The sequence below is a fragment of the Nitrincola sp. genome, assembly GCF_048264025.1.
In the GTDB taxonomy this organism is placed as follows: Bacteria; Pseudomonadota; Gammaproteobacteria; order Pseudomonadales; family Balneatricaceae; genus Nitrincola.
This window is the reverse complement of record NZ_JBLXDN010000005.1, coordinates 133,097-159,990: the sequence shown is the minus strand read 5'-3', so window position 1 is coordinate 159,990 and position 26,894 is coordinate 133,097. Positions and strand designations below refer to the sequence as shown.

The 26,894-nt window shown below is 50.2% G+C and carries 26 protein-coding genes; 6 read left to right on the top strand and 20 right to left on the bottom strand.

Annotated features, from left to right (window positions below):
- Nucleotides 1-22: 22 nt before the first annotated feature.
- Nucleotides 23-1,015 (bottom strand): hypothetical protein, encoded by a 993-nt coding sequence (locus ACN0R1_RS05995; protein ID WP_417580901.1) that lies wholly within the window; start codon nucleotides 1,013-1,015, stop codon nucleotides 23-25.
- Complete coding sequence (locus tag ACN0R1_RS05990; protein WP_417580899.1) at nucleotides 1,015-2,694, bottom strand: glutamine--tRNA ligase/YqeY domain fusion protein; 1,680 nt, start codon at nucleotides 2,692-2,694, stop codon at nucleotides 1,015-1,017. Before ACN0R1_RS05990 ends, ACN0R1_RS05995 begins: the two co-directional genes overlap by 1 nt.
- Before the next feature lie 208 nt (nucleotides 2,695-2,902).
- On the opposite strand from ACN0R1_RS05990, the gene ACN0R1_RS05985 reads away from it, so the two are divergent.
- Entirely contained in the window at nucleotides 2,903-3,412 is a 510-nt protein-coding gene (locus tag ACN0R1_RS05985; protein WP_417580897.1) for a peptidylprolyl isomerase, read from the top strand.
- An 11-nt stretch (nucleotides 3,413-3,423) separates the two neighbouring features.
- Nucleotides 3,424-4,149: a UDP-2,3-diacylglucosamine diphosphatase gene (locus ACN0R1_RS05980; RefSeq protein WP_417580895.1), complete on the top strand. Its 726-nt coding sequence runs from the start codon at nucleotides 3,424-3,426 to the stop codon at nucleotides 4,147-4,149.
- A gap of 63 nt (nucleotides 4,150-4,212) precedes the next feature.
- On the opposite strand, the gene ACN0R1_RS05975 is transcribed toward ACN0R1_RS05980, so the two are convergent.
- The 7 genes from ACN0R1_RS05975 to rluC all read right to left on the bottom strand — a co-directional run bounded on the left by ACN0R1_RS05975 (nucleotide 4,213) and on the right by rluC (nucleotide 11,437).
- A complete protein-coding gene (locus ACN0R1_RS05975) occupies nucleotides 4,213-4,821 on the bottom strand; it encodes a tRNA-(ms[2]io[6]A)-hydroxylase (protein WP_417580893.1) in 609 nt (202 codons plus the stop codon).
- Between the two features lie 73 nt (nucleotides 4,822-4,894).
- On the bottom strand, nucleotides 4,895-6,385 hold the full coding sequence (locus tag ACN0R1_RS05970; protein WP_417580891.1) for a tripartite tricarboxylate transporter permease: 1,491 nt from the start codon (nucleotides 6,383-6,385) through the stop codon (nucleotides 4,895-4,897).
- Nucleotides 6,386-6,418: 33 nt separating this feature from the next.
- Nucleotides 6,419-6,907 (bottom strand): tripartite tricarboxylate transporter TctB family protein, encoded by a 489-nt coding sequence (locus tag ACN0R1_RS05965; RefSeq protein WP_417580889.1) that lies wholly within the window; start codon nucleotides 6,905-6,907, stop codon nucleotides 6,419-6,421.
- A 79-nt stretch (nucleotides 6,908-6,986) separates the two neighbouring features.
- Complete coding sequence (locus ACN0R1_RS05960; RefSeq protein ID WP_417580887.1) at nucleotides 6,987-7,985, bottom strand: Bug family tripartite tricarboxylate transporter substrate binding protein; 999 nt, start codon at nucleotides 7,983-7,985, stop codon at nucleotides 6,987-6,989.
- A gap of 153 nt (nucleotides 7,986-8,138) precedes the next feature.
- Complete coding sequence (locus ACN0R1_RS05955; protein WP_417580885.1) at nucleotides 8,139-8,822, bottom strand: response regulator; 684 nt, start codon at nucleotides 8,820-8,822, stop codon at nucleotides 8,139-8,141.
- Between the two features lie 2 nt (nucleotides 8,823-8,824).
- Nucleotides 8,825-10,435: an ATP-binding protein gene (locus ACN0R1_RS05950; protein WP_417580883.1), complete on the bottom strand. Its 1,611-nt coding sequence runs from the start codon at nucleotides 10,433-10,435 to the stop codon at nucleotides 8,825-8,827.
- 33 nt (nucleotides 10,436-10,468) lie between these two features.
- Nucleotides 10,469-11,437: a 23S rRNA pseudouridine(955/2504/2580) synthase RluC gene (gene rluC / locus ACN0R1_RS05945; RefSeq protein ID WP_417580881.1), complete on the bottom strand. Its 969-nt coding sequence runs from the start codon at nucleotides 11,435-11,437 to the stop codon at nucleotides 10,469-10,471.
- A gap of 467 nt (nucleotides 11,438-11,904) precedes the next feature.
- Here rluC and rne point away from each other — a divergent pair, with 467 nt between their 5' ends.
- Nucleotides 11,905-14,847 carry a ribonuclease E gene (gene rne / locus ACN0R1_RS05940; protein WP_417580879.1) on the top strand — a complete coding sequence of 981 codons (2,943 nt, stop codon included), beginning with the start codon at nucleotides 11,905-11,907 and terminating at the stop codon, nucleotides 14,845-14,847.
- A 74-nt stretch (nucleotides 14,848-14,921) separates the two neighbouring features.
- On the opposite strand, the gene murB is transcribed toward rne, so the two are convergent.
- Genes murB through ACN0R1_RS05905 form a run of 7 tightly spaced genes read right to left on the bottom strand, consistent with a single transcriptional unit; the run spans nucleotide 14,922 to nucleotide 21,317 of the window.
- Complete coding sequence (murB, locus tag ACN0R1_RS05935) at nucleotides 14,922-15,974, bottom strand: UDP-N-acetylmuramate dehydrogenase (RefSeq protein WP_417580877.1); 1,053 nt, start codon at nucleotides 15,972-15,974, stop codon at nucleotides 14,922-14,924.
- The gene (kdsB, locus tag ACN0R1_RS05930) at nucleotides 15,947-16,720 is read right to left on the bottom strand and encodes a 3-deoxy-manno-octulosonate cytidylyltransferase (protein ID WP_417580875.1); all 774 of its coding nucleotides are present in this window, start codon (nucleotides 16,718-16,720) and stop codon (nucleotides 15,947-15,949) included. Before kdsB ends, murB begins: the two co-directional genes overlap by 28 nt.
- 4 nt (nucleotides 16,721-16,724) lie before the next feature.
- A complete protein-coding gene (locus ACN0R1_RS05925; protein WP_036519173.1) occupies nucleotides 16,725-16,913 on the bottom strand; it encodes a Trm112 family protein in 189 nt (62 codons plus the stop codon).
- The gene (lpxK, locus tag ACN0R1_RS05920; protein ID WP_417580873.1) at nucleotides 16,906-17,928 is read right to left on the bottom strand and encodes a tetraacyldisaccharide 4'-kinase; all 1,023 of its coding nucleotides are present in this window, start codon (nucleotides 17,926-17,928) and stop codon (nucleotides 16,906-16,908) included. Before lpxK ends, ACN0R1_RS05925 begins: the two co-directional genes overlap by 8 nt.
- Nucleotides 17,925-18,377, bottom strand: coding sequence for an ExbD/TolR family protein (locus tag ACN0R1_RS05915; RefSeq protein ID WP_417580871.1), 453 nt, complete (start codon nucleotides 18,375-18,377; stop codon nucleotides 17,925-17,927). Before ACN0R1_RS05915 ends, lpxK begins: the two co-directional genes overlap by 4 nt.
- A 15-nt stretch (nucleotides 18,378-18,392) precedes the next feature.
- On the bottom strand, nucleotides 18,393-19,010 hold the full coding sequence (locus tag ACN0R1_RS05910; protein WP_417580869.1) for a MotA/TolQ/ExbB proton channel family protein: 618 nt from the start codon (nucleotides 19,008-19,010) through the stop codon (nucleotides 18,393-18,395).
- 57 nt (nucleotides 19,011-19,067) lie between these two features.
- A complete protein-coding gene (locus ACN0R1_RS05905) occupies nucleotides 19,068-21,317 on the bottom strand; it encodes a DNA internalization-related competence protein ComEC/Rec2 (RefSeq protein WP_417580867.1) in 2,250 nt (749 codons plus the stop codon).
- Between the two features lie 75 nt (nucleotides 21,318-21,392).
- On the opposite strand from ACN0R1_RS05905, the gene ACN0R1_RS05900 reads away from it, so the two are divergent.
- Nucleotides 21,393-21,938: a DUF2062 domain-containing protein gene (locus ACN0R1_RS05900; protein WP_417580865.1), complete on the top strand. Its 546-nt coding sequence runs from the start codon at nucleotides 21,393-21,395 to the stop codon at nucleotides 21,936-21,938.
- A 14-nt stretch (nucleotides 21,939-21,952) separates the two neighbouring features.
- Here the strand turns inward: ACN0R1_RS05900 and ACN0R1_RS05895 are convergent, their stop codons facing one another.
- Together ACN0R1_RS05895 and ACN0R1_RS05890 are read right to left on the bottom strand one after the other, a co-directional pair.
- Complete coding sequence (locus ACN0R1_RS05895) at nucleotides 21,953-22,642, bottom strand: ABC transporter ATP-binding protein (protein ID WP_417580863.1); 690 nt, start codon at nucleotides 22,640-22,642, stop codon at nucleotides 21,953-21,955.
- The gene (locus ACN0R1_RS05890; RefSeq protein ID WP_417580861.1) at nucleotides 22,635-23,882 is read right to left on the bottom strand and encodes a lipoprotein-releasing ABC transporter permease subunit; all 1,248 of its coding nucleotides are present in this window, start codon (nucleotides 23,880-23,882) and stop codon (nucleotides 22,635-22,637) included. Before ACN0R1_RS05890 ends, ACN0R1_RS05895 begins: the two co-directional genes overlap by 8 nt.
- 104 nt (nucleotides 23,883-23,986) lie before the next feature.
- Here ACN0R1_RS05890 and ACN0R1_RS05885 point away from each other — a divergent pair, with 104 nt between their 5' ends.
- Together ACN0R1_RS05885 and ACN0R1_RS05880 are read left to right on the top strand one after the other, a co-directional pair.
- Complete coding sequence (locus ACN0R1_RS05885) at nucleotides 23,987-24,568, top strand: PilZ domain-containing protein (RefSeq protein ID WP_417580859.1); 582 nt, start codon at nucleotides 23,987-23,989, stop codon at nucleotides 24,566-24,568.
- On the top strand, nucleotides 24,561-24,842 hold the full coding sequence (locus tag ACN0R1_RS05880) for a hypothetical protein (RefSeq protein WP_417580857.1): 282 nt from the start codon (nucleotides 24,561-24,563) through the stop codon (nucleotides 24,840-24,842). The genes ACN0R1_RS05885 and ACN0R1_RS05880 overlap by 8 nt, the downstream gene beginning before the upstream one ends.
- A gap of 236 nt (nucleotides 24,843-25,078) precedes the next feature.
- Here the strand turns inward: ACN0R1_RS05880 and ACN0R1_RS05875 are convergent, their stop codons facing one another.
- Complete coding sequence (locus ACN0R1_RS05875) at nucleotides 25,079-25,384, bottom strand: hypothetical protein (protein WP_417580855.1); 306 nt, start codon at nucleotides 25,382-25,384, stop codon at nucleotides 25,079-25,081.
- A gap of 12 nt (nucleotides 25,385-25,396) precedes the next feature.
- Nucleotides 25,397-26,797 carry a Si-specific NAD(P)(+) transhydrogenase gene (gene sthA, locus ACN0R1_RS05870; protein WP_417580853.1) on the bottom strand — a complete coding sequence of 467 codons (1,401 nt, stop codon included), beginning with the start codon at nucleotides 26,795-26,797 and terminating at the stop codon, nucleotides 25,397-25,399.
- Nucleotides 26,798-26,894 lie beyond the last annotated feature (97 nt).

Below are 26,894 nucleotides of genomic sequence, written 5' to 3'. Positions count from 1 at the left end.
TAGGGTAAAGGTTAACCCAATGTTAATTCAGTCGGATAATGCCGAGCTGTGCCCGACCCAACAGGCTGGTTTCACGGGTGACGATAAGGTTACCCTCATGCCAAAAAATGGCCTCCCACTGCCCCATCGGATGAATCTGATGGTAGCTGGCCTGAGTCCAGTCTGGCAGCCCATCGGCGACAGGTATCAGCCAAATAAACGCGGATAAATTTAAAAACCCCAGCCGATAGCCAATCAATGCCAGTTGCTGTGTTTGCGGATTATAATCTGCGCCGGTGACCAGTCCTCGGACTGGATACTCGGCATGGCTGATAACCTGCTGAGCCTCAGCATTCTTATTCAGACGGTACAAACGGGTATTATTGTTCTGCCAGTTCTTGGTAAACAACCAAAGTTCATCTTCCACCACCGTAAGCGCTTCACAGTCATTGTTATGAGCATGAACATTACGTTCTGGCTGAGTATCGGCCAGACGCACATTAAGCCGTTGTGAAGCCACCACGCCACGATCCCGAGCAGCATCCAGTTCATCCCAGGCCAGCTTGTAAATCTGGATCCAGATCCGATCACCAAGGTTATTGCCGCAATCAGCAATATAGAGGTGGTCATTATCCTGAGCCAAGGCTTCCCAATCGTGATTCGCTGACTCCAGCGGATGTACGCGACGGTTAATTTGCTTACCTGAGACACTCAGCTCAAACAACATGGCATCATTACCACTGTCGTTATGAGTCCAAAAATGTCCGTTGCGGTAAGCCAGACCTGAGGTTTCATTAACAGCATCCGGTAACCCGGCCAGCGCCTCGATGGTTAAACGATCTGGCAGCTCAGGATAAGCCTGACTAACAACAGCCTCGAACGGATCAGGATCAGGTTCAGCGCTTGCCTCAACCGGCTCAGAAACAAACGCGTCATCTGACTCACCAGAATCAATCGTATCGGGCTTAATCGCCGGTTCTGTACACGCCATAAGGCCAAGCAGAACAACCGCAAACAGAATCAGACGCCAGCTCATCAGCCTTTCTGAATCTTCGCCCAAGAGTCACGCAGGGTGACGGTACGATTGAACACCAAGTGATCGGCTGTTGAGGCTTTATCGACGCAGAAATAGCCCAAGCGCTCAAACTGTAAATTGGTTTCGGCTATCGCTGTTGCCAGCCCAGGTTCAGCACGACAACCAGTCAAGACCACCAGAGATTCAGGGTTGATACAATCTAAGAATGACCCCTCTTTATCAGCTTCTGGATTGGCTTCTGTAAACAGGCGATCATACAGACGTACTTCACAAGCCACCGAGTTATCCGCATTCACCCAATGAATTACGCCATTGGCTTTGTAACCCTCAGGATTAGCGCCTCGGGTGGCTGGATCATAGCTGCATTTAAGCTCAATAATCTGCCCGGCAGCATCCTTAATTACTTCCTCGCAACGTATCACGTAAGCACCGCGCAAGCGCACCGCCTCACCTGCGGCCAGACGCTTCCATTTACGCGGAGCTACCTCTTCAAAGTCTTCCTGCTCGATGAGCAAATTACGCCCAAAGCTCACCTTACGACTGCCCATGGTGTCATCTTTCGGGTGTGCCGGTAATTCAAACCACTCCTCTTCCCCTTCAGGGAAGTTGGTGATAGTGACTTTCAACGGCTGGGTCACACACATGGCGCGCGGGGCGTTGGCATCCAGATCGTCACGAATGGCCGATTCCAACATCGCCATATCCACTACGCCATTGGAACGGGTAACACCAATCATATCGCAGAAATTACGTATGGCTACAGGCGTATAACCTCGACGACGTAAACCTGAGATGGTTGGCATACGCGGATCATCCCAACCACTGACATGCTGCTCATCGACCAACTGCTTGAGTTTGCGCTTGCTGGTGATGGTGTAGTTAAGATTTAGCCGAGCAAATTCATACTGGCGAGGAACCACCGGCACAGGAAGGTTGGCGATCAACCAGTCATATAACGGACGATGATCTTCAAACTCCAGTGTACAAATGGAGTGTGTCACCCCTTCTAACGCATCAGACTGTCCATGGGCAAAATCATAGGAAGGGTAAATTTTCCAGGCATCACCACTCTGGTGATGATGGGCATGACGAATACGGTAGATCACCGGATCACGCAGATTGATATTGGCAGCCGCCATGTCAATTTTAGCCCGCAAGGCACAGCTTCCTTCAGGTAACTCACCGGATTTCATCTGCGCAAACAATGCCAGATTCTCTTCGACACTACGGTCCCGGTAAGGGCTATTGCGTCCGGGTTCAGTCAAAGTACCACGGTACTCACGCATCTGTTCCGCGTTCAGGTGATCAACATAAGCCTTGCCTGCTTTGATCAGGTGTACCGCCCAGTCATGCAACTGCTGAAAGTAATCCGAGGTGTAACGTACTTTTCCGGCCCACTCAAAACCCAGCCAGCGTACATCTTCAATGATCGAATCAATATACTCCTGACTTTCCTTCTCCGGGTTAGTGTCATCAAAGCGCAGATTACACTCCCCGCCAAACTTTAATGCTGTACCAAAGTTCAGGCAGATGGATTTGGCGTGACCTATATGCAGATAACCGTTCGGTTCTGGCGGAAAACGGGTGGTGACTTTGCCATCATTAAGGTTGTTCTGCAGATCCTGTTCAATAATCTGATGAATAAAATTAGTGGGCTTTACGCTGTCATGCTTGGTCATAGGGGCAACTTATACTGGCTGATGAAACGGATAGCGGTTCAGCTATCACTGACATTAACCGACTATTATAAACTGACTGCAGCTGCTAAAGCACGGCCCAGTGCAGCCGATTGAACATTAAAACGACTGAAAATTGTTTTAGTTAAGATGCAGCAAACTCAGACTTGCGTATAATGTCGACTTTACTCAGCACAACAGGATTTTACTAATGATTATTTTGCACACCAACCTCGGCGACATCACCCTTGAACTGAATCATGAAAAAGCGCCTAAAACAGCCGCTAATTTTGAAGCCTATGTAAAAGATGGTTTTTATGATGGCGTCATTTTTCATCGTGTCATCGATGGCTTTATGGTTCAGGGCGGTGGTTTTGAGCCAGGTATGCTGCAAAAAGACACCAAAGACAGCATCGAAAATGAAGCCGATAACGGCCTGACTAATGATACTGGCACAATCGCCATGGCCCGCACCATGGACCCTCACTCAGCGTCTGCACAGTTCTTTATCAACCTGTCAGACAACAGCTTCCTTAACCACACAGCTAAAACTTCACAGGGCTGGGGTTATGCGGTGTTTGGCAAAGTTACTGAGGGTATGGATGTTGTCAATAAAATCAAACAGGTAAAGACTACTTCTCGCGCAGGCCATCAGGATGTACCGGCTGAAGACGTTATCATTGTCTCCGCTGAGATAGTGGACGCTTCAGACGCTGAATAATCAGACTGCTTATGTCGTTGATACTGATTTCCGATCTTCACCTGCAACCCGGCCGACCCGATTTGTCGGCCGGGCTAAGTCGCTTCCTCGATAACCTTGATCGCGATTGCCAGCAGCTTTACCTGCTGGGTGATCTGTTTGAATACTGGATAGGTGATGACGCTGCCCTGCCAGGAGCCGAGCAACTGGCCAGGCAACTACGCGGGCTGAGTGAGCGCGGTATGCAGTTGTTTTTTCAGGCTGGTAACCGAGACTTTCTGGTGGGTCAGCAATGGCTTAAGCTGGCGGGCACACAACTACTGCCGGAAGCCTTCAAGCTACGCTTTCCTGACGGCATAATGACGTTACTGATGCATGGTGACCAACTCTGCACCGATGACACGGCTTACCAGGCGTTTCGTCAGCAGGTTAGAGATCCGGCCTGGCAACAGGCTTTTTTACATAAATCAGTTGATGAACGTATCGCCATTGCCGAACAACTGCGGATGGAAAGCAAAAAACAGGGCGCCACAAAAGCTGAAGCGATCATGGATGTTAGTCCCGCTACGGTGCAACAGGCTATGGAAAAAGCCGCTGTCAGCCGCCTGATCCACGGCCACACCCACCGCCCGGCAGTTCATCAACTGGAGCTCAGCAGCGGAACGGCCGAACGCATGGTACTCGGTGACTGGGATAAGAAAGGCTGGTATATCAAGGCCGATGCCACTGACACCCGCCTGCTTTCCTTTGATATCTGATCCTGTATCTTGCGTATGACTAGCCTGTGACTATATCCCTGTGACTAAATTGGGGTACCGCTGTTAAATTGGAGTACCGCTGTGAAAGCGGAACTCCTCATCCTCTGCTTCGATCAATTCCCGCTCAACTTCACAGAAAAACGCGATGCGCTCGTCTATCGGCTCACCCGCATAGTCACGCGCCAGGTGCAGATAATCCTGATAATGGCGTGATTCGGACTTCAACAGCGAACGGTAAAACTTGGCCAACTGCTCATCCAGAAACGGTGCCAGCTTAGCGAAGCGCTCGCAGGAACGCGCTTCTATCAAGGCACCAATGATTAACACATCAATCAAACGTCCTGGCTCAGAGGTTCTGACGTGCTTTCTTAGACCGGCTGCGTAGCGTGAGGGGGATAAATGGTCATACACCATGCCCCGCTCCTGCATAATCGCCAGCACCTGCTCAAAATGAATCAGCTCCTCGCGTGCCAGCCTGGACATCTTATTCAACAGATCAGGGCGATCCACATAACGGAACATCAGCGTCATAGCGGTTGATGCGGCTTTTTTTTCACAGTGCGCGTGATCAGTCAGCAACAACCAGAGATTATCGGGCTGTACAGCCGCTTCAATCCAGCGATCAGGGGTTACACAGGGAAGGAATTGGTGAATTTCATCAAGGGCGGTCATTATGATCCTGCGGTTGGCATTTCCGAAAGGCCGACATTATAACCTTCCGGAAATACGCAATCCAACTAAGAAATCAATTTGACCTTAATTTTGACATGGCTTTTTTAACTAAAGGCAATCCCAGTGATAACAAGGCTATAAGCAACAGGGCCAGTGATATGGGTTTTTCAATAAAGACACCCCACTCACCACCGGAAATCTGCAGCGCACGTCGCATAGACTCCTCCATCAAGGCACCTAGAATGAGCCCCAGGATAAGTGGCGCGGCCGGAAATCCATTCAAACGCATCGCCAACCCGATCAAACCAAACAGCAGTAGCAGTATCAGATCAAAGCTACTAAAGCTCAGACCATAGACCCCCACCATACAAAAAATCAGTATGAGTGACAGCAACAGCGGACGAGGGGCATCGAGAATACGCGCTATATAAGGAATCAGCGGCAGATTCAGCACCAGCAGGAAGATATTACCGATATACATACTGGCAATAACGCCCCAAAACACATCCGGACGTTGCTCCAGCATCATCGGCCCTGGTGTGACACCCATAACCAACAACGCACCCAGCAGCACCGCCGTGGTACCTGAACCAGGCACCCCCAGAGTCAGCAAGGGTACAAAGGACCCACCACAGGCGGCATTATTGGCCGACTCTGGTGCAGCAACCCCTTTGATATTACCCTTACCGAAAGTATCCCCATCTTTAGCAATGCGCTTTTCCATGCTATAGCCCAAAAATGAGCCAATAGTGGCTCCAGCGCCGGGTAATACACCGGTAAAAAAGCCCAGCAACGAACTACGACCTATAGGCGCCGCGATCTCTTTCACTTCAGCGCGAGTCAGTTTAAGCGAACCGATTTCGTTACGCTTTTGAATTTTACCACCGCCTTTTAGCAGCATGTAAAAGACTTCGGCCAAGGCAAACACGCCCAAAGCCACTACCAGAAAATCGATACCCTCAATCAACTCCAAGCTGTCGAAGGTATAGCGCTCTGTACCCGTCTGTAAGTCGATACCGACAATTGAAATCATCATGCCGACTATAGCGGCAATCAACCCCTTGGAAAGTGATTTATCTGACAGACTGACCACTGCAGTCAAACCCAACACCATCAGCGCAAAGTACTCAGCTGGACCAAAGCTCACCGCTACTTTGGATAACAATGGAGCAACCAGCATTAATCCGATAACGGATACTGTGCCACCAATAAAGGAAGCATAAGCGGCAATGGCCAAAGCCTTGCCGGCCATACCCTTTTGCGCCATGGGGTAACCGTCAAATGACGTAGCCACCGTACCGGCGACCCCGGGGGCGTTCAGCAGTATTGATGAAGTCGACCCCCCAAAAATTGCGCCGTAGTACACTCCCGACATCAAAATCAGGCCAGTTGCAGGGTTGAGATTAAAGGTGATCGGGATCATCAGCGCCAACGCACTGATAGGCCCTAATCCGGGCAGCATGCCAATAATTGTGCCGGCAAATACACCGATAAACACATACATCAGGTTTACAGGGTCCAGCGCTATGCTGAAACCGAAGATCAGGTTATTCAGGGATTCCATGAGAGACCTTCTTATTATCTGAACTTGTAAGCATTAAAAGGGCAACACACCCTGAGGCAGGTAGATTCCCATGACCTTATTCATCAGCAGGTAAAGAACCAGGACGACGCCGCCGGTTGTTAGCAGATTGATCCAGTGCTGGCGATATCCAAACCAATAGGCCAACCCAAATCCAAGCAACACAGAGGATAACAAGAAACCCAAAGGCTCAATCAACAACGCATAAGCCAGAACAGCCACAGACGTGCCCATCACTTGCACAGCAGGCCGCTTCGTAAATGCCGATTTTTCTGGTGCAGGCTCTGAATCATCAGAAGCATCTTCATTGGGTTGCGCTTGTTTTTCGAACATAAGCAGTAGAGATAATACCAGTAACCCAGCCCCCAGCATTTTGGGGAAAGCGTCAGAATCGACTGGACGCGGAATAGGAAATACTGGAATCTGAAAGGCCATCCAAATATAACCCAGAGAAAAGATTAACAGGATTATTCCGATTAATTGATTAGTAGTTACACGTGCCATAAAGTCACCCTATATACGTCAGATAAATGCGCTGACCACAATGCTCTGCAGTCAACGCTGGCAATATTAATAAGGTGATTTAGTTGCGCAGCAGCCCTAATTCGCCCAGAACTGCTCTAAACTGTGTCAGCTGCGTATCCAGAAACGCTCCAAACTCTTCGCTGTTCTGATACGCGTCCAACCAACCAAGGCGCTCTGTGGCCTCTTTCCAGTCATCAGTTTCCATCATTTTGGCAAACAGATCTTCATAGTAGCGCAGTGCTTCTTCAGAGATATCCTTCGGTGCCATCACACCCCGCCAGATATCGAAGGTGTAATCCAAGCCCTGTTCTTTGTAAGTTGGTACATCCAGACCGGCAATTCGCTCTGGTGATGAAACCCCCAGTGCACGTATCTCACCACCTTCCAACTGTGCAGCCGCTTCACCGGCACCGGTAATCACCGCTTCAACATGCCCACCTAGCAAGCTGGTCATAGCTTCACCACCACCAGAAAAGGCAATGTAGTTAACAGACGCCGCATTGATTCCAGCGGCTGCGGCCGCACCCGCTATGGAGATATGGTCCATTGAGCCTGCTGCCGAGCCACCACCGACACTTAAGCGCGGATTTTCGCCAATCGCTTCAAGTAATTCGTTGATGGTTTGATAAGGTGAATCCTTACCTACTAGAACAATGGAGTAATCAGTAATCAGACGGGCTACAGGAGTAAAGTCAGTATGGTTGAAACGCGAAGTTCCTGCCAAAGGCACCAGTATGATTGGAGGGCTAGTGGCAAATAGTTTGTGATCATTGCCATTATCGCGAGCTATCTGAGCCCAGGCTACGGCACCACCACCGCCAGGAACATTGATTGCAGCAAAATTCTGATCAGCCAGGCCTTCTGTACGTATTACATTAGCGGCTGTTCTGACCAGTGTATCCCAACCACCACCAGGGTTAGCGGGAGCTACAAACTCAACAGCACGCGATGGTGTCCAGTCAGCCGCTACCGCGCTGCCAATGACACCCGCAGACAGGGTGAGTGCAGTACCCATCAACGCAAGGGTTTTGAGGGGGTGTTTCAATAGGGATTTCATAGAGTGCTCCATTGTTTCTTATCATTTTATGAATAACCACGGATTAATCTAATTAGCTCCCTAGGCGCTCACAACCTTCTGATCATAATTGATAAAAGCAGCATAAATGGCATTTTGTTCATTTTGCTCACGCACCAGAAAAAACCCGCTAGGTTAACCTAGCGAATAACGCCGTTCCGGGCGCCCCACCTCGCCATAATCCAACTCAGCCTTCACTTCACCCTGTGCCACAAGAAACTCTAGATAGCGCCTTGCAGTTGAACGACTGACACCCGTCTGTTGTGCCAGCGAGCTGGCTGTTTGTGCAACACGTGCGTCCAAGCCACCCTTAACTCTCTCCAGCGTAAGTGGATCAATCCCCTTGGGTAGACGGCTTCCCTCTACTTGAGAGTACTCGTTGCGAATCAATGCCCTATCCAGCACTGACTGATCAAGTTCAGTATGTCGACCCATCAAGACCCTTTCATCACGAAAGCGCTTCAGCATCTGCATCATCCGACTACTTTCTATCGGCTTAATAAGATAATCAAAAACCCCACCACGTAGCGCTTCCTGAATGGTTTCAACTTCTTTTGCGGCCGTTACCATGACGATATCCAGGGTCCGAAAGCGTCGACGTAGCTCCCATAACAACTCAAGCCCTTTGACATCCGGTATATAGGCATCCAACAAAACCAGATCCGGCAAGACTTCCTGCTGCTCCAAAAACACCAGCGCCTCACTCGCGGTATGGCATATACCTACCACAGCAAACCCATCCGCCTGGTCAATAAACTGCCGATTAATATCAGCCACGCGAAAATCATCCTCAATAATCAGCACACGGTACATTGTCATTTTTATCCTGTCGCATCTGTAATACTGATCAGGGCTTTTTCCAGTGTCACAACAAAACAAGCCCCCCCAAGCTCCCCTTCTTCAAGATAGATATTACCCGCATATCTATCGACTATACGTTTAACTAAGGCTAGGCCAATTCCACCATGAGTGCCTGATTTAGTTGAATAACCCTGCCGGATCAGCTGCTCCAGCGCTTCCGGCTCTACGCCTGGTCCATTGTCCTCAACCTCGATCAATAGCTGCTCACCCAGATCAGTAAAAAACAAACGTACCTTTGGAGTGGTATCAGCTTTTTCCTGAGCCGCATCAAATGCATTATCAATTAAATTGCTGAGAATTTTGAGCAAGGCGTCCTGAGCCTGAAGATGCAGACTGCTATCCAGCGAACTGCTGTTATCCATTTCAAATTGAATATGCCGCAGGCGAGCCTGATTCATTTTTGATAACAGCATGGCACCTAAAACCGGGTTATTAAGATGCTGCAGTACAAAGCGCACCTGGTCCTGCTCGAGCTGCCCCTCCTGATGAATCAATGCCAATGCTTCATCAATTTTCCCCAACTGCAGCAAACCCGAAATTGTATAGAGTCGATTAGAAAACTCATGCGCCTGTTCTCGAAGCAGATCAGCATCCGCATTAACCTGCTTCAGTGCCGCATACAATTCACGGATTTCTTGCTGACTGCGGAAAGTCGACACGGCGCCATCCACCTCTCCCTGAGGGTTAAAAATGGGCACGCGATTCACAACAACCAGGGTATCGCCTATCCAAAGCTCCTGATCAAACTGGCGTTTACCACTGGTTAATACATCCTGAAGACGAGAATGCGGCACTAACTCATCCACTGGCATACCTTGAAACTCATGGTGTCCACTGATGCCAAGTGTGCGTTGCGCCGACTGATTTAACAGTGTAATACGACCATCACGATTCACCGCAACAATACCTTCATGTATTGACTGAAGTATCGCTTCTTTCTCATTGATTAATCTTGCTATTTCGTGCGGTTCAAGACCCAGGATAAGTCGTTTGATATGCGCTGAGATCCACACAGCACCTACCAGCCCCAGCACCACTGAAGTCGCAATCATCAGCCACCCCAAATACAGCGAACGGCCTACATCCTCAGACACCTGATCCACTAAAAAACCAACAGAGACAACACCGATAATATTTCCCTGAGTATCCCTGACGGGAGTCTTCCCCCGCATAGCTTCTCCAAGCGTACCGGTTGCGAAGGAAATATAAGATTCACCATAGAGCAAGGCAGGCTCATTATCACTACCCACCATTTTCTTCCCGAGCCGCTCAGGTACAGGGTGCGAGTAACGCACCTCATCGCGATTACCCACCACGACATACTCAGCACCAGTCTCCAGTCGAATACGCTCAGCGATCGGCTGAATAATTGCGGCTGGATCAGGGGCATCAAAAGCGGCGATCAACTCAGGTATTACCGCAACTGTCTTGGCTACACTCAATGCACGCAAGCCCATTTGCTCACTCAGAAGATCAGCCTTGCTAAAGTTGAGATACAGTCCCTGCATACCCAGCATCAGGGCAATTAATGCACCAATTAACCCCAGCATCCGTGTACGCATAGTTAACATCTGAACTCTCCTTGCTTAGCACCTCACTATTGATCAAGCGGTTGCGTTAACCAGCGTATCTATAGCCTGGGCCATTTCTGTATCGTACTCTGCCTGGACCTTCAACAGCTCGCCATCGGGCAAGGTCAACCTGAGTTCCGCTGCATGCAACATCAACCGTTTCAGCCCCATTGAGCGCATCTGGGCATTGGTTGCATCAACACCGTATTTAACATCACCAATAATAGGATAGCCGCTAAACTGACTATGAACACGAATCTGATGGGTACGTCCGGTTAAAGGGCAAGCTTCAACCAAAGTGGCCAGATCACCAAAACGACGTAACACCTGAAAATCAGTAATGGACTCTTTACCCTCTGGCTGCACCCGCACAATCCGCTCTCCGGATTTCAACTCATCCCGCAACAAAGGTGCATTGATGCGCTGACGCCGGTTAGGCCATTTACCACTGACAAGGGCGTGATAAACCTTATGAATACGCTTTTCACGCAAGCCTTCATGCAAATAACGCAACATACTGCGCTTCTTTGCCACCATAATGCAGCCAGACGTATCTCTATCAAGCCGATGGACCAACTCAAGAAAACGTGCCTGGGGGCGTATCTGCCGTAACGCTTCAATTAAACCGTTATTGATACCGCTCCCCCCGTGCACAGCCAACCCGGATGGTTTATTCATAACAATCAGCGCATCGGTTTCATAAAGCACGGCTGACTCCAGATGCTCGGCCAGACTGCGCCCTACAGGTACGGGTTCATTCTGTTCCGGGATTCGAATAGGCGGAATACGCAACTCATCTCCGGCATTAAGCTTATAGTCAGGCTTAACACGCTTTTTGTTAACGCGAATTTCACCTTTACGCAGTATTCTATATAGCAGTGTTTTTGGCACTCCTTTGAGCTCGGTGCGTAAAAAGTTATCAATGCGCTGCCCATCCCTGTCATCGGCAACAGTAATGAAGCGTACACTCGGGCGCGGGGCTTGTTCTTTGGTATCTGGCATATCCTGATTCGATCTCACTGATTGATGCGGTCATACTTTACTGATATATTCTACCGATGCTGCTGGCCGTTGGCTTTAGCTATTTTCGAATCAGGGCAACCGGTGACGTTTATATCTGAACTTTTCAATCCATCGTTGCCTTTGTGCAAGTAGCATTAACTGATTTCATTTGAAATTAAAACAGAATTTGAAGTAACGCTTTCACCACCTTTGCAAGAGCGAGGGTCCGGTTGGAGGTGAAGATGCACGTTAACCCGGAAACTGCTTAAACGCAGACACAAGGCATACAGAATAACCACATTGGTTAACGTTTCCTTCACCGCCGACATGTTTGGCAGACACTGTCTGCCCTGCGGCTGCATTCGCCGATAGCGACAGCCGGTCACAAAGACTGGACTTTACTTACACCCGCTAGGCTCAAAGCTAACGGGGTGCAATGCGTTACGTTTTTGAGAACGCATAACAACATGAAAAGAATGCTGATTAACGCAACTCAGTCGGAAGAGGTGCGTGTTGCGCTTGTTGATGGCCAACGCCTATATGACCTGGACATGGAATCTGATAGCCGTGAACAGAAGAAAGCCAACATCTATAAAGGTCGCATCACCCGGGTTGAACCCAGTCTTGAAGCCGCCTTTGTCGATTACGGTGCTGACCGCCATGGCTTCCTGCCATTAAAAGAGATCTCCCGTGAATACTTCAGTAAATCTCCGGAACGCGGACAACGTCCGAACATCCGTGAAGTCGTCAAGGAAGGCACTGAAGTTTTTGTTCAGGTTGATAAAGAAGAGCGTGGCAACAAGGGTGCGGCGTTAACTACCTTTATCAGTCTGGCCGGTCGCTACTTGGTGCTTATGCCAAACAACCCACGTGCGGGTGGCATCTCCCGCCGCATCGAGGGTGATGATCGTGCACAGCTCAAGGAAGCCTTGTCCGGTGTGAACGTACCAGACAATATGGGCGTAATTATTCGCACCGCCGGTATCGGTCGCAGCAGCGAAGAGCTGCAGTGGGACCTTGATTACCTCACTACCCTTTGGGATGCCATCCTCGAAGTTAACCAGCGCAAAGCGCCCTTCCTGGTGTACCAGGAAAGTGGTGTGGTTATCCGCGCCATTCGTGACTACCTTCGTGCTGATATTGGTGAAGTCCTGATCGATAGTCCGGAAGTCTATGATCAGGCGTTGCAGTTCGTACGTCAGGTTATCCCGACCTTCGAAAGCCGCATCAAACTGTATAAAGAAGAAACCCCACTGTTTAACCGTTTTCAGATTGAAAGTCAGATCGAAACCGCGTTTGAACGTGAAGTCCAATTACCCTCCGGTGGCTCTATTGTCATAGATCCAACCGAAGCCCTGGTTTCCATTGATATCAACTCAGCCCGCGCAACACGTGGCAGCGATATCGAAGAAACAGCATTAAACACCAACCTGGAAGCGGCAGATGAAATTGCCCGCCAGTTGCGCCTGCGTGATATCGGTGGCCTGATCGTTATCGACTTTATCGACATGACCCCGATCAAGAACCAGCGCGAAGTCGAAAACCGCTTACGCGATGCGTTGAAAGTGGATCGTGCCCGCGTACAGATGGGTCGTATTTCACGTTTCGGCCTGCTGGAAATGTCACGCCAGCGTCTACGTCCCTCGCTGAGCGAAACGCGTGGCAGTGTTTGCCCGCGCTGTAATGGTACAGGGGTTATTCGCGATACCGGATCACTGGCTCTATCCATCATGCGACTGATCGAGGAAGAATCTTCCAAAGATCGCACCGCACAGATCCGTGCGATTCTGCCGGTCAGTGTGGCGACCTTCCTGCTGAATGAAAAGCGTGCCGAAGTCCATGCGATAGAACGACGCCACGACGTTCAGGTTGTGATCGTACCCAATCCAAATATGGAAACGCCTCACTATGAAGTAGTGAGACTTCGCGATGATCATACGGTTGCGACAACAGACAATACCAGCTTCAGCAAGCCTGAGCCCCAGCAGGATACCGATGACAACAGCCGCAAACCGATAAAACGTGAGGAAGCGGCGGTTAAAACCATCACGCCACCTGAGCGTAAACAGCCGGTTGCAACTGAAGTGCCAGTACAGACCAGTGTATCAAGCACTCCGACTGCCAAGGCTCCCGTTAGCAGTGGCAGTTCTTTTGCCAGCCGCGTGATGTCGACATTGAAAACGTTGTTCGTGGCACCCTCAGCAAAGGATACGGCCCCGAAACAGACTGCTGTCCAAAAGCCAGCCGAAGAACGCAACAAACGCTCGGAACCTGATAGTCGCCGACAGAGCTCTAGTTCTCGCCAGACGACTCAGCAGAGTGACAAGCGTCGCCGTCGTCCCAAGGACAACGACAAACGTCGTGATCGCAGCCGTGATGAGCGTCAGGAAGAAGTTATCACCATTGAACCGGAACAGAACCTGCCACCGATTGGTGAAAAACCGGCTCAGGATGAAAACGCTTCACGTCCACGTCGTCGCCGTCGCAACAACGACAAGCGCCGACAGGATAAAGCCGAATCAACCGAACAAACGGTTATTGAGACAGAACTGACCACTGAGCAGCCGCAGGAAGTAACGGCCGACAAGCCGGATAGCAGTGCGGAGAAAGATCGTTCGGAAGCGGATAATAGCCGCAGCCGTCAACGTGGTCGTCGCCGTCGTACTGGCGAGCGTAACGCTAACCGTACGCTGGCTGTCGCCGACACTGAAACTGATGAAACAGTTGAAGCCGCATCGAATCCACAGATTCAAGAACAAGATGTAGCGCCCAACAAAGCAGAAGTCACCTCAGTTGCTGAAACAGCCGAAATGGTCGAAAGCACAGAGCTGCAGGAAACCACAACAGAGCAGACAATCTCTAAGGAAGACGTCTTAACACCTTCTGCAGAGACAGAAAACCAGGTGGTGGCAACGACTGACCCAGTTGAGCCTGCTGCTTCTGTAGAAACACCAGAAACACCAGCCATTGCTGAGGCTCAGAAGCCTATCGAAGTTGCCGCGGAAGTTGAGATGACTGCTGAAGCTACTGAGGGTAATACTTCTCAGGTAGTTGATACCGCCGACGCTACAGAAGCTGAAGCCGAAACAGTTGCATCAACAGGTGGCGTTGAGCCAACAGCTGATGTAGAGCCAACCCCTGACGTGGAAATAGCTAAAGAGGTTGCACAACCTCCGGCTGCGGAAACACCAGTCAGCCTGGACACAGCAGAACAGGCACCCCAGCTCAACGAAGTGAAAACTGAAGCAGCTGACAGCCAGCCGGAAACGCAGGGTACAGCGGAAACTGAACAGACTACTGAAGCCGAAAAGCCTCAGCCACGACGCCCCAGTCGACGAGCTTCCAACGATCCTCGACTGAAGCGTCAAGCTCAGCCATCTGAAGAAGGCAGCGACAGCAGCTCTTCATGATAAAAAAGGGCGGGTTTTATACCCGCCCTTTTTATTTTATACCTACGGCCCTACTACCCAGTCAATGGCTCACATTAAGGATAGTAACGCGGCTCAGGTTCCAGCCGGACACCAAAAGCGTTATACACTGAATCCTGGATCTGTACCGCCAGGCTTTCGATTTGTATTCGATCACCGCCCCCATGGTTCACCAGAACCAGTGATTGCCTGTCATACACTCCCACCTGCTCAAAATGCTTACCCTTCCAGCCACAGGCTTCAATAAGCCAACCGGCCGCCAGCTTATAACCCTCACCTTCTGGATAGGCAACCAAATTAGAGAATGTCTGCTTGAGCGCCTGAAACTTAGCAGCACTTACGTGAGGATTTTTAAAGAAACTGCCCGCATTACCCAACCTTACTGGATCGGGTAATTTACTCCGGCGCAGTTGACACACCGCGTCAAACAGATGCCTGGGCGTTACAACCTGAGAGCCGGCTATGGTTGCACAGGTTTCCTGCAGCGCCTGATAATTCAACACCAGATGATCAGAGTTAAGGAACAACTCAAACTCAACCGCGGTGATGATATAGCGCCCTGGGTCGACTGACTTGAACAGACTGTCGCGGTAACTAAACTGACACTCGGAAGGTGTCAATTGGGTGAATTGACTTTGTAAGGTGTCGTATACATGAACGGCTGTAACACGATCTTTCAGCTCAACACCATAGGCACCAATATTTTGTACCGGAGAAGCCCCCACCGTACCGGGTATCAGCGCCAGATTTTCCAGGCCATAAAAACCCTGATCCAGCAGCCAGGACACAGTTTCATGCCAAGACTCCCCAGCCGCAACACGCACACGAACAGTTTGCTGACTCCTTGAAACGACTTCGATACCCCGCAGCCTGACCCGTGCAACCACACCTGGCACGCGCGCAGACAATACCAGATTACTCCCGCCACCCAGGATTAAACAGGGTAAAACCTGCTCCTGGCAGTAATCGATCAGTGCGGGTAATTGTGCCGGTTGCGTAAGTTCAATATAGCGCTCAGCCACACTATTAAAACCAAAACTGTTTAACGCCTGCAGTGATACCTGCGTTTGCAACTCAAGCATTAGTGAGCCGCCTGCTGCACCAACCATTCACGGACCCGATCCAGATCTTCCGGTGTATCGACACCCGTAGGGGGTGCCTCATCGGCGGGGGCTACATGAATACGAACACCGTTCCAGAGTGCGCGTAACTGCTCAAGACACTCAACCTCTTCCAGTGCCGCCGGTGGCCAGGTCACAAAATCATTCAGCAGACGTACACGATAGGCATACAGACCGATATGGCGTTGCCAGGCGAAGCCAGCAGGCATCACTGAGTGATCCCCAGACTGGAACGCATTGCGTGGCCAGGGTAGTGTGGCACGACTGAAATAAAGTGCCATACCCTGGCGATCGCTAATCACCTTGACGACGTTAGGATTCATCAACGCCTCGATCGAGTCGATAGGTTCAGACAGCGTAGCAATACCGGCCTCCGGCATCGCCATTAAATTATGCGCCACCTGATTAATGATACGCGGTGGAATCAACGGTTCATCACCCTGAACATTCACTACGATATCATCGGCATAAAACCCCAGTGACTGCACCACTTCCTGTAACCGATCAGTACCGGATGGATGATCAGAGGACGTCATGCAGACCTCAGCACCAAAGGTTTTCGCCGCATCAGCAATACGCTGATCGTCGGTGGCAATGATGACCCTTAGCGCCTCACTTTCACACGCACGCTCATAGACATGCTGAAGCATTGGCTTACCCAGCAGGTCAGCGAGGGGTTTACCAGGAAAACGACTGGACGCAAAGCGCGCCGGTATCACCACAGAAAATCCCATCGTATCACTTCTCTTTTAATCGCTCTTCTGTTGTCAAGGTGCGTGCTTCAGTTTCCAACAACACCGGAATATCATCACGGATCGGATAAGCCAGGCCACTGGCACGACAGATCAGTTCGTTAGAATCCTTATTGTACTCAAGCGGTGCCTTGGACACTGGACAAACCAGTATATCCAGCAATTTCTTATCCATGCAGATTACCTTTTTCACGTTGGACGACTGCAAGCTGTTGCTGCAGTGACTGTTTAAAGCTATCCGGTAAAATGGCGCTGACCTGCAGCACCCAACAACCGGGACAATCAAACTGACGACATTTTACCGCATCCTTTTCAGTCATGACGACTGCGGTCGCTTCTGGCTGCGACAAATCCTCGGCAACGAATGGATGGTGATCCGGAAAAGGATGTTCCTCAACCTGCAATCCCAACCCTCGTAAGGTTGCAAAAAAACGCCCGGGGTTACCGATACCTGCAATAGCAGCAACTGGAACAGACCCTCTTTCAGCAACCCATGCATCTACCGGTGTTGATTCCCGCGAATTCAAATTCAGCAGCGCTGTGGCGGCCAACTGAAACACCTGCGCATGCGGATGCTGCAGCGCCTTGCCATTACCATTTTGAAGAATAAAATCTACGTCAGACAGACGTTCAGGCGGCTCCCGTAAAGCGCCCTCAGGCAAACAGCGCCGGTTACCCAAGCCGCGCACACCATCGATAACCGCAATTTCAATATCACGTGCCAAAGCATAATGCTGTAACCCGTCATCACTGATGACAACATCACAATCAAACTGAGACAATAGATGACGCACAGCGGCAGGCCGATCAGGATCTATGACTACCGGTACCTGGCCTCGTATTGCAATCAGCAGCGGCTCATCGCCGGCCTGTGTTGCACGTTGCTCAGGCTCAACCAACCAGGGAAAACGAGGTGGCTTGGCACCATAACCACGGCTGACAACTCCCGGTTTATAGCCTTGAGCGCGCAATAGCTCAATCAGCGCCAAAACTATCGGCGTTTTACCGGTTCCACCCACACTAATATTACCCACCACTACCACCGGTACTGGCGCAACCCAACTTTTTTCTGGGCCCCTGAAAGCGTCACGCCGGCGCCGTGCCAGATAGGTAAAGCCAGTGGATAGTGGCCGCAACAACTTTAACCAAGCGGCTTGTTGATACCAGGCCTGCTCCAGCAATGATTTCATTCCGAGGCTGCATCCGTAATGGGCTGTAATTGCTCGCCACTCTCCTGCGTAGTGATACGCAGTTGAGAAAAGCCCAGTTGACCAGCTACATCCATAGCCGATACCACTGCCTGATGCGGAGTTTGTGCATCGGCGGTGATGACGAAAGGAATAGCCCGCTGCTCACCCACCAGCTCGGTGATGGCGCGGCGAAGCGTCAGTGGTTGGGCATTAACCAGCGCCTGTCCATTAACGGAATAGAGCCCCTCAGCATCAATCACGACATCAATGCGCTCTTGCTCCTGTGCAACAGCTTGTGCGGATTCAGCCTCGGGCAGACTCACTTCCAACTGGGTTTCACGTGTAAAGGTGGTGGTCACCATAAAGAAAATCAATAACAGGAACACAACATCAATCAAGGGCGTCAGATTAATGCTGAGATCCTCTGCTCGCTGACGGGAAAATTTCACCGGTGGCTCCTGCAGTTACAAACTATCATCACGCTCGCCGTGCAACACTTCAACCAGCTTTACAGCCTCCTGTTCCATGGTAATGACCAGGGTGTCGATACGGCGTTGAAAATAGCGATGCATCACCAAGGCAGGTATAGCAACCGACAGGCCTGCCGCGGTGGTAATCAGCGCTTCCGAAATTCCGCCAGCCAGTACATTGGCATTACCCGTGCCCTGAATCATGATAGCGGTAAAGACCTTGATCATGCCGATAACGGTTCCCAGCAGTCCCAGTAACGGTGTGATCGCCGCGATGGTACCGAGCGGATTTAGATAACGCTCCAACTGATGAATCACATGACTGGCCGATTCTTCGATACTGTCCTTCATCACCTCACGGCCATAACGCGCATTGCGTACACCGGCAACTATAACACTCCCCAGCGGGCTGCCTTCTGAAATCACTTTCAGCCGCTCAGGTGTCATTTCTCCACTGCGAATCAACTCCCAGACTTCAGCCAGTAACCCCTGGGGAATTACCCGATCAGTTTTTAAAAACCACAAGCGCTCAAAACAGATCGCCATGGCAGCAACAGAACACGCGATGATCGGCAACATCAGCCAACCACCTGATTTAATCAGTTCAAACACTCTGCAAGCCTCCCTATAACTGCTTAACTCTACCATGAAATACACAAAAACAGCAGGTCAACCGTTTGTCCAATAACGTCTTTTTTGTTGTCTCTGCACCGACTCTTGACACTGCCCGGCGTTCGCATAGAGCGTGATAGCGCCCACCTCTGCGGTGTTATAAGCCTGTATACCGCGGCGTGCAAATCGTTCTGAGACCTCAGCCACCGGATGCCCATAGCGATTATTATAGCCAGCGGCATAAATTACCGTGTCGGGTTGTAACCGATCAATAAAAGCCTCGCTGGAAGAACTGTTACTGCCATGATGTGCAGCAACCAGCCAGGTTACCGGTTCAAGACGCCGACTGCGAATCAAATCATACTCGGTTGCCACCCGGATATCGCCCGGCAAAAGCAAGCTACAATCCGTGTTGCGCACCTCAAGCACACAAGAATGATCATTCTCATTGGCTGTGTCTGCAGGCCTATCTGTCAAATAACGAAAACTGACGCCGTCATATTGCCAGCTCTGGTGCTGATGACAAGACAAAAAATCCGGTTGCAGCTGCAGACTACCTGTCTCCTGCCTTCTGACGACCAAATTCGCTTTCAAAGCACTCAAACCGCCAGCATGGTCAAGATCGTTATGACTCACCACAAGATGGTCCAAATACCCCAGGTTACGGGATTTAAACCAGGGCTCTATAGCATAAGACCATGCACTGCCACCACCAAAATAGCCTGGCCCAGTATCATACATGAGTAGATGCTCCTGGGTTTCAATCAGCACACCCAGCCCCTGCCCAACATCGAATACTATCGCACGAAAATCACCGTCCGAAGGGTTATCTTTTGGTGGCCAGACCAAAGGGACAAACAACAGTAGCGCTATCCCCTTCCACCGCCAAGGCACCGGGGCCAGTAAGGCACTTAGTAGAGGCACAAGCAATAGCACCAGAATTATTGAAGGCTTAGCAAGACTATGATGTCCCCCCGGAAGCTGTTCCAAGTGTTGCAAAACAAACCAAAAACCATCCAGAAAAAACACCAAAACTGCTGTCACCCAGTTCCACTCTAAAAACACACCCAAGAGAAAAGCAGGCAGTAGCATGATAAATAATGAAAACACGGGAACAGCAAAAAAATTAATCAGAGGTGCGGCTAAACCCAACTGTTGAAACACCACAGCCATAACCGGAATCATGCCAATAAAGATGACCCACTGTGCGCGGAGCAACTGTCCGAACCACATCTTGTGCCTGGTACGATGACAATCTGACAAGAACAGTAACAGTGCCACAGCAGCAAAGGACATCCAGGCACCTGGCTGTATCACAGCCAGCGGCTGCAGGGTTACAATCACTATCAATGCGATACGCCAGCGTAGCCAACCGGAAAACTGTAGCAGTCGCCACTCCCCTGCCAGGAATACACAAACCATCAACCAGGCGCGCTGAACGGGTAAATTAAACCCGGCCAAAACGGCATACCCCGTCGCCAGTAGCAATGCCAGTAATAACGGCAGAACCCGCAGGGATCTATGCCGCAATCCCACCAGCAACAGTAGCCCTGAAAACACACGTCCTGATAACAGCCCCACCCCTGCCACAACGGCTATATGCAAACCACTCACCACCAGCAGATGGGCTGTACCGGTTTTTTGCAGTACCTGCCAATGCTCATCTGTCATGGCGGAACGGTCGCCCAACAGAATAGCAGGCAATAACCAGGCCGCTTCGGTAGCTGCAAACTCACGTCTCAGATAAGTGCGAAAATGCTCTCGTAAAGACTGAAATTGGTCGTAGTTTGGCTGATGCTCAATCACGTCCAGCAAGGTGGCACTGGCATCCCACCCAGAACGCAGAAAATGTAATTCCAGGTCAAAAGCATCGGGATTCTGCAAAAAATGCGGTGTACGCAGTTTCAGTCTCAGAGTCAGGAGATCACCAGCCGCTATGACTTTAATCTGCTCATCAGGCTGATAGTAGTAATTCACCCGAATACTGCGCAGTCGCTGTAGCGCCGGATCCGCACTAGTACCTGACTGAACAGATAAAATAAATCGCGTGCGCCGATCATTATATTCAGGTAAGTCTGTAACAACGCCAGTGAACACAGCATCGGAAGAATCCCAACTCGCTGGTAAACGATGCTGTAATTGCCATGCCCCATAAACAGCCGCCACCAGAACACCGGCAAAAAAATATAATGCCAGTCTACGTAGCGGGTATATCCAGCAACAAGGCAACAGTAGAACGAACAGCCAGACCAGTGAAAGTCGAGGCAAAAAAGAAACAATTAACAGTCCGAAAAGATAAGCGATCATCCTTGATCCCTGCTATTGGTTTGACGGGTTTAAAGCGGCATAATATGCAAGTAACCAATCCTTGATTAGCTGATAATGCCACGCAAAACCCTGAAAAAATACATGCCAGACCCTCACTGGGTCAAGAATCATCCACACCTTAGCTGGCTAGGTGAACATATCAAAAACCCGGGGCTCTGGCACCTCTCTCACCGCTCTGTCTCCCTGGCATTTCTGGTCGGCATTTTTTGTGCTTTTCTTCCCATGCCTTTTCAAATGGTTGTCGCCGCCGTATTGGCAGTGCTTATGGGCTCCAACCTACCAATATCAATTACCCTGGTATGGATTTCAAATCCGCTGACCATGCCGGCAATCCTCTATTTTTCTTACTGTATCGGCCAATTGATTCTGGGGGTTGGTAGTAATGCTGATGTCATGGTCTGGCACCTGGATAAGCTTTACGATAATTTCAAGCACATCTGGCGCCCGCTGGTACTGGGCTCGCTGATTTCAGGCCTGGTTGCCGGACTCATCGGATTTATCAGCATTCGCATCCTCTGGACCATCCAAGTGCGCCGCACCTGGATAAAACGGGGGCGGGAGCGCCTGAAACGCCAGCAGCTTAATAAAGATAATGACTGACACCAACCGTTCAACTATCCAGCTTGCTGCACCAAACGTCCATCTTCAAGCAAAAATACCTGATCCATACGAGCCGCCAAATTCAGATCATGAGTGACCACCACAAAGGCAATTCCCAGTGATTGATTCAGGTGATCCAGATAACGCTGAACTTCATCCGCTGTATGACGATCAAGATTACCGGTCGGCTCATCCATCAGTACACAGGCCGGATGTGTCACCAGCGCACGTGCTATGGCAACTCGCTGACGTTCACCACCACTGAGTTGTCCCGGTTTATGGCTAGCTCTGTGGCTTAGGCCAACCTCCTGTAGCAGTAATGAGGCGGCCTCTCTGGCAGCCGCCACAGGTTCACCCCGAATCAACAAGGGCATGGCAATATTTTCCAGTGCACTAAACTCATGCAGCAAGTGGTGGAACTGATAGACGAACCCCAGCTTTTCATTGCGGATACGGCACCGGCGGTTCTCAGAAACACTATATAGAGAATCACCCTGCAAGATGACATCACCTGTATCCGGCTTCTCCAGACCCCCAAGTATGTTCAACAGCGTGCTCTTACCACTACCGGAACTACCAACTATGGCCAGGCGCTGCCCTTTCTCAACGCTAAAATCCAATTGATCCAGAATTTGCAACGTTTGCCCGGCTTCCTGATAACAACGACTGATCTGATTGGCACTCAGTACCTTGATATTATTCATAACGTAGTGCCTCGGCTGGCTGAGTTCTTGAGGCTTTCCAGGCAGGGTAAAGGGTAGCAAAAAAACTGATCGACAAAGCAGTCGTGACGATCGTAACCAAATCACTCACTTTAACCTGAGACGGCAGATAGTTGATAAAATAGACCTCAGCCGACAGAAACTCTATTCCCATCAGGCGCTCAAAGCCAGATACCAGATCACTGACCGTCAAGGCCAGTATGACCCCCAAAATCAAGCCCAGCGTGGTGCCGATAAAACCTATCACAGCTCCCTGTATCATAAAAATCCGCAGTATCATCGCTGGAGTGGCCCCCATGGTACGCAAAATGGCAATATCAGCACGTTTGTCTGTCACCACCATGACCAGCGTAGAGACAATATTAAACGCTGCAACAAACACGATCAGAAACAGTAACAAGCCAATCATGCGTTTTTCCATCTGAATGGCCTGAAACAGATTGCCATGGGTACGCGTCCAATCAGAGACCTGCATGGGTCGAGCCAGTTCCGAAGCCAGTTCTCTGACTAGAAACGGCGCCTGAAACAGATCTGTAAACGCAATCCGCAGTCCATCCACACTCCCCTCAGGCATGCGTTTAATGCGAGCGGCATCATCAATATGGATATAGGCCATGCTGGCATCCAGCTCAGCTCCTACCGAGAAAATACCTGCGACTGTAAAGCGTTTCATCCGCGGCACTATACCAGCAATGCTGACAGAGGCTTCAGGCAACACCAGGGTAATAAGATCTCCAGGTCGTGCACCCAAGTGCCTGGCCAGGAGTTCACCGAGTATGATGTTAAAATCACCGGCAACCAACGAATCCAATGACCCGGACAAAAAATGATCTTCGATGATAGAAACATCAGGCTCCAACTCGGGACTAATACCATTAACCAGAACGCCCTGTACTTGTCCGGCATGCGTAAGCATTCCCTGGGCATGAATATAGGGTGCTGATGCAATTACCTGAGATGAACGTTTAACGCGCTCGCTAACCGCCTGCCAGTCATGCATCTCACTTTGGTAGTCGCTCAGCGTGGCATGAGGCACCATACCCAGAATACGCTGACGCAGCTCTCGGTCAAAGCCATTCATAACCGATAGCACCACGATCAACGCCGCTACCCCCAGGGTTAATCCAAGCATCGAAACCAGAGAGATAAATGAGATAAAATGATTGCCACGTTTGGCGGCGGTGTAGCGAAGACCGACAAAAAGCGAAAAGGGTCTGAACATAGCTGGGTTAAACCAATATCAGCTGAAGCTGCCTATAACAGATTGATGGGATTATTCGTTATACTCGACCGATAAACCGGCAAACAACACAACGGAGAAACGTTTTGGAACAGGATCGCCGACAATTCTATCGCATTGACAAGTGGGTTGCACTGGAGTTTCAACTTCTTGAAACAGATACTCAACCACAGGACTACCCTCTTCCGGGAACCTTCAAGGTCTCCCCGCATTTTATGCTGCATGCCGAGCTGCATCACCTGAATCTGGCTATCGAACAACACCTGTCCAGTATTGATGGCGTATCGGATAAGCTGCTGCAATTGTTTCAGCTTCTGAACCAGAAAACTGATGTCATTGCCAACTCCCTGACTGCCAGCGATGAACCTGGATTCAATATTCGTGCAGACCTGGTGAATTTAAGTGAAGGTGGCCTGTCATTCAGCTATCCAAACTCACTGACTATCGGTGAGAAAGCCTCTGTACGCCTGTTCATGCCAGAGTCTGAAACAGGGCTCCGGCTAATGACAGAAGTTAAGCGCTGCGAATCTCAGGAAGGGGGTGGATATGATATAGGACTGGAATTCCTGCGCATGCCAGAAGCCTGCAGAATGGAACTGGCCAGACTGATTCTACGCTCACAGATTGACCAACATAAAGCTCAGCCAATAGAACAAACAGATGTCTGATTCCCGCAGAAAGCTGCTGCATCACCTGGCCGTCGCTGGCGGCTTTATGTTTTTAATTCTATGGTTTTACTTTGGTCGAAAAACCGGTTTTCTGGATTGGGCGGTCAGCCTGGCTCCTGCCAGCCATGCCGGTGCTGCACTGACCCTGGCTATCATGATCATGATGGTGCCAGCGTTTTTGATCTGGAAATATATCAACAGACTGGTTGAGAAGAAGCTGGACATCCGCGGACGCTATTACGAAGATGATGTATACAAAAAACCGGGTGAGTAATTCTCTCTACCATTGTGTAGTCTTGTGGCTGATCCAGGGCCGATGGGATCGGATCTGTCTGACACGCCGTGAAATCATCCCTGATGGCTCCAGCGCGCCTTCCCTGGCGCACAGGCTCAGCCACATCCGATCCCATCAACCCTCCCAAACTTTGGTGCCAGCGGAAAGTCTGCTTAAAATCGGTATTTGCGGAAAATCCCTAGCATGCTGTCGAACTCGAAACTGAATACCGAGATCTAAGCAGTGATCATGCTTTTTATATGCAAGCTGGCACTGGGTTTCGGCAGGGTGGTGGTATCGCTTTGGGGTGACCGTCTGGCGCCAGGGCCGAAAAATGCTCCTGCATTTTCGGCATTCCCGCCATCCATGGCGGTCAAGGCGACAGCCGAGCGGTCATGGATGACGAAAAGCGTGTCACACCAAAGCGATATCACCACCCCAGCATGGCACCAACCCGCGCACCACACCAAAGCGACACCACCCCAGTGCGGCACCAACCCACAAGCCATACCAGAGCGACACCCCCCCAGCATGGCACTCACCCCTCAATCCAATCAAAGATTGTCGACGCGATTAATACCTGCAATCGCAGCCACACGATAAGCTTCTGCCATGGTCGGGTAGTTAAAGGTGGTATTAACGAAATACTTCAGTGTATTCGCCTTACCTTCCTGGCTCATGATCGCCTGACCGATATGGATAATCTCTGACGCCTGGTCACCAAAGCAGTGAATACCCAGAATCTGGAAGGTTTCACGGTGGAATAGGATTTTCAGCATTCCTACTGGCTCACCAGAAATCTGCGCACGCGCAGTATCCTTGAAGAAAGCCTGGCCTACTTCATAAGGCACACAGTCCTGAGTTAACTCTTCTTCCGTTTTACCGACTGAACTGATCTCAGGAATGGTATAAATACCGGTTGGTACATCATTGATATAACGGAAATCATCCGCTTGCAGCAAGTCAGATGAAGCGGCACGACCCTGGTCTAAGGCAGCGGAAGCCAGACTCGGCCAGCCGATTACATCACCGACAGCATACACACCTTCACAGGCTGTTTTATAATGCTCATCGACTTCAATCTGCCCCCGGCTGTTGGCTTTCAGGCCAATAGTTTCCAAACCGAGACCTTTGGTGTTTCCGGAACGGCCTGCACACCAGAGAAACGCATCAGCACGCAGGCGTTTACCCGATTTAAATTCTACAGTGACACCGCGAACATCACCGACAATGCTTTGATATTCTTCATTATGGCGAATTTTGACCGCATTATTACGCAGGTGATAACTGAGCGAGTCAGATATTTCAGCATCCAGGAAGGACAGCAAGCGATCACGGTTATCAATCAGGTCTACCTTGACACCCAGTCCACTGAAAATTGACGCATATTCACAACCGATAACCCCAGCACCATAAATCACCATGGTGCGTGGCGTATGATTCAGTTTCAAAATAGAGTCGGAGTTGTAAATACGAGGATGGTTGAAATCAACATCAGCAGGACACCAGGGGCTGGAACCTGTAGCTATGATGAAGTTTTTCGCCCGCAGGATCTCTTCATCCTGCCCGGCACTTTTAACCTTCAACTGCCCTTTATCAACAAAGGTGGCAAAACCAAAAAAAACATCAATACGATTACGCGCATAGAAATTGGTGCGTAGCATCACCTGATTGGAGATCACTTTCTCGGCACGTCGCAGCACCTTGGGAAAGGAGAACCAGCGAGGCTCACCGATATCACGAAACATCGGGTTAGTGTTGAACTCAATAATTTGTTTAACCGAGTGACGCAAAGCTTTGGAAGGGATAGTGCCTTTATGTGTACAGTTACCACCAACGGTGTCCTGCTCTTCAATTACGGCAACACGCAGCCCTTTTTTAGCCGCGTTCATGGCAGCGCCCTCACCTGCAGGCCCTGAACCTATCACTACGACATCGTAGTTATACTCAGCCATCCACTATCCCCTTTTATGATTATTGAACACTGCACAGGTATTGAGAGTGTTCAGATGTAACGCGAATCATCAAGCCTAGCCTGCATGACCCTTAATG

Coding starts and splice junctions, on each gene's coding strand:
- ACN0R1_RS05985 (WP_417580897.1), top strand. CDS start 2,903: ATGATTATTTTGCACACCAACCTCGGCGACATCACCCTTGAACTGAAT.
- ACN0R1_RS05950 (WP_417580883.1), bottom strand. CDS start 10,435: ATGTTAACTATGCGTACACGGATGCTGGGGTTAATTGGTGCATTAATT.
- lpxK (WP_417580873.1), bottom strand. CDS start 17,928: ATGAAATCATTGCTGGAGCAGGCCTGGTATCAACAAGCCGCTTGGTTA.
- ACN0R1_RS05900 (WP_417580865.1), top strand. CDS start 21,393: ATGCCACGCAAAACCCTGAAAAAATACATGCCAGACCCTCACTGGGTC.
- sthA (WP_417580853.1), bottom strand. CDS start 26,797: ATGGCTGAGTATAACTACGATGTCGTAGTGATAGGTTCAGGGCCTGCA.
- rne (WP_417580879.1), top strand. CDS start 11,905: ATGAAAAGAATGCTGATTAACGCAACTCAGTCGGAAGAGGTGCGTGTT.
- ACN0R1_RS05995 (WP_417580901.1), bottom strand. CDS start 1,015: ATGAGCTGGCGTCTGATTCTGTTTGCGGTTGTTCTGCTTGGCCTTATG.
- ACN0R1_RS05980 (WP_417580895.1), top strand. CDS start 3,424: ATGTCGTTGATACTGATTTCCGATCTTCACCTGCAACCCGGCCGACCC.
- ACN0R1_RS05880 (WP_417580857.1), top strand. CDS start 24,561: ATGTCTGATTCCCGCAGAAAGCTGCTGCATCACCTGGCCGTCGCTGGC.
- murB (WP_417580877.1), bottom strand. CDS start 15,974: ATGGTTGGTGCAGCAGGCGGCTCACTAATGCTTGAGTTGCAAACGCAG.
- ACN0R1_RS05905 (WP_417580867.1), bottom strand. CDS start 21,317: ATGATCGCTTATCTTTTCGGACTGTTAATTGTTTCTTTTTTGCCTCGA.
- ACN0R1_RS05895 (WP_417580863.1), bottom strand. CDS start 22,642: ATGAATAATATCAAGGTACTGAGTGCCAATCAGATCAGTCGTTGTTAT.
- ACN0R1_RS05960 (WP_417580887.1), bottom strand. CDS start 7,985: ATGAAATCCCTATTGAAACACCCCCTCAAAACCCTTGCGTTGATGGGT.
- ACN0R1_RS05965 (WP_417580889.1), bottom strand. CDS start 6,907: ATGGCACGTGTAACTACTAATCAATTAATCGGAATAATCCTGTTAATC.
- ACN0R1_RS05925 (WP_036519173.1), bottom strand. CDS start 16,913: ATGGATAAGAAATTGCTGGATATACTGGTTTGTCCAGTGTCCAAGGCA.
- ACN0R1_RS05970 (WP_417580891.1), bottom strand. CDS start 6,385: ATGGAATCCCTGAATAACCTGATCTTCGGTTTCAGCATAGCGCTGGAC.
- ACN0R1_RS05890 (WP_417580861.1), bottom strand. CDS start 23,882: ATGTTCAGACCCTTTTCGCTTTTTGTCGGTCTTCGCTACACCGCCGCC.
- ACN0R1_RS05955 (WP_417580885.1), bottom strand. CDS start 8,822: ATGACAATGTACCGTGTGCTGATTATTGAGGATGATTTTCGCGTGGCT.
- ACN0R1_RS05975 (WP_417580893.1), bottom strand. CDS start 4,821: ATGACCGCCCTTGATGAAATTCACCAATTCCTTCCCTGTGTAACCCCT.
- kdsB (WP_417580875.1), bottom strand. CDS start 16,720: ATGGGATTTTCTGTGGTGATACCGGCGCGCTTTGCGTCCAGTCGTTTT.
- rluC (WP_417580881.1), bottom strand. CDS start 11,437: ATGCCAGATACCAAAGAACAAGCCCCGCGCCCGAGTGTACGCTTCATT.
- ACN0R1_RS05990 (WP_417580899.1), bottom strand. CDS start 2,694: ATGACCAAGCATGACAGCGTAAAGCCCACTAATTTTATTCATCAGATT.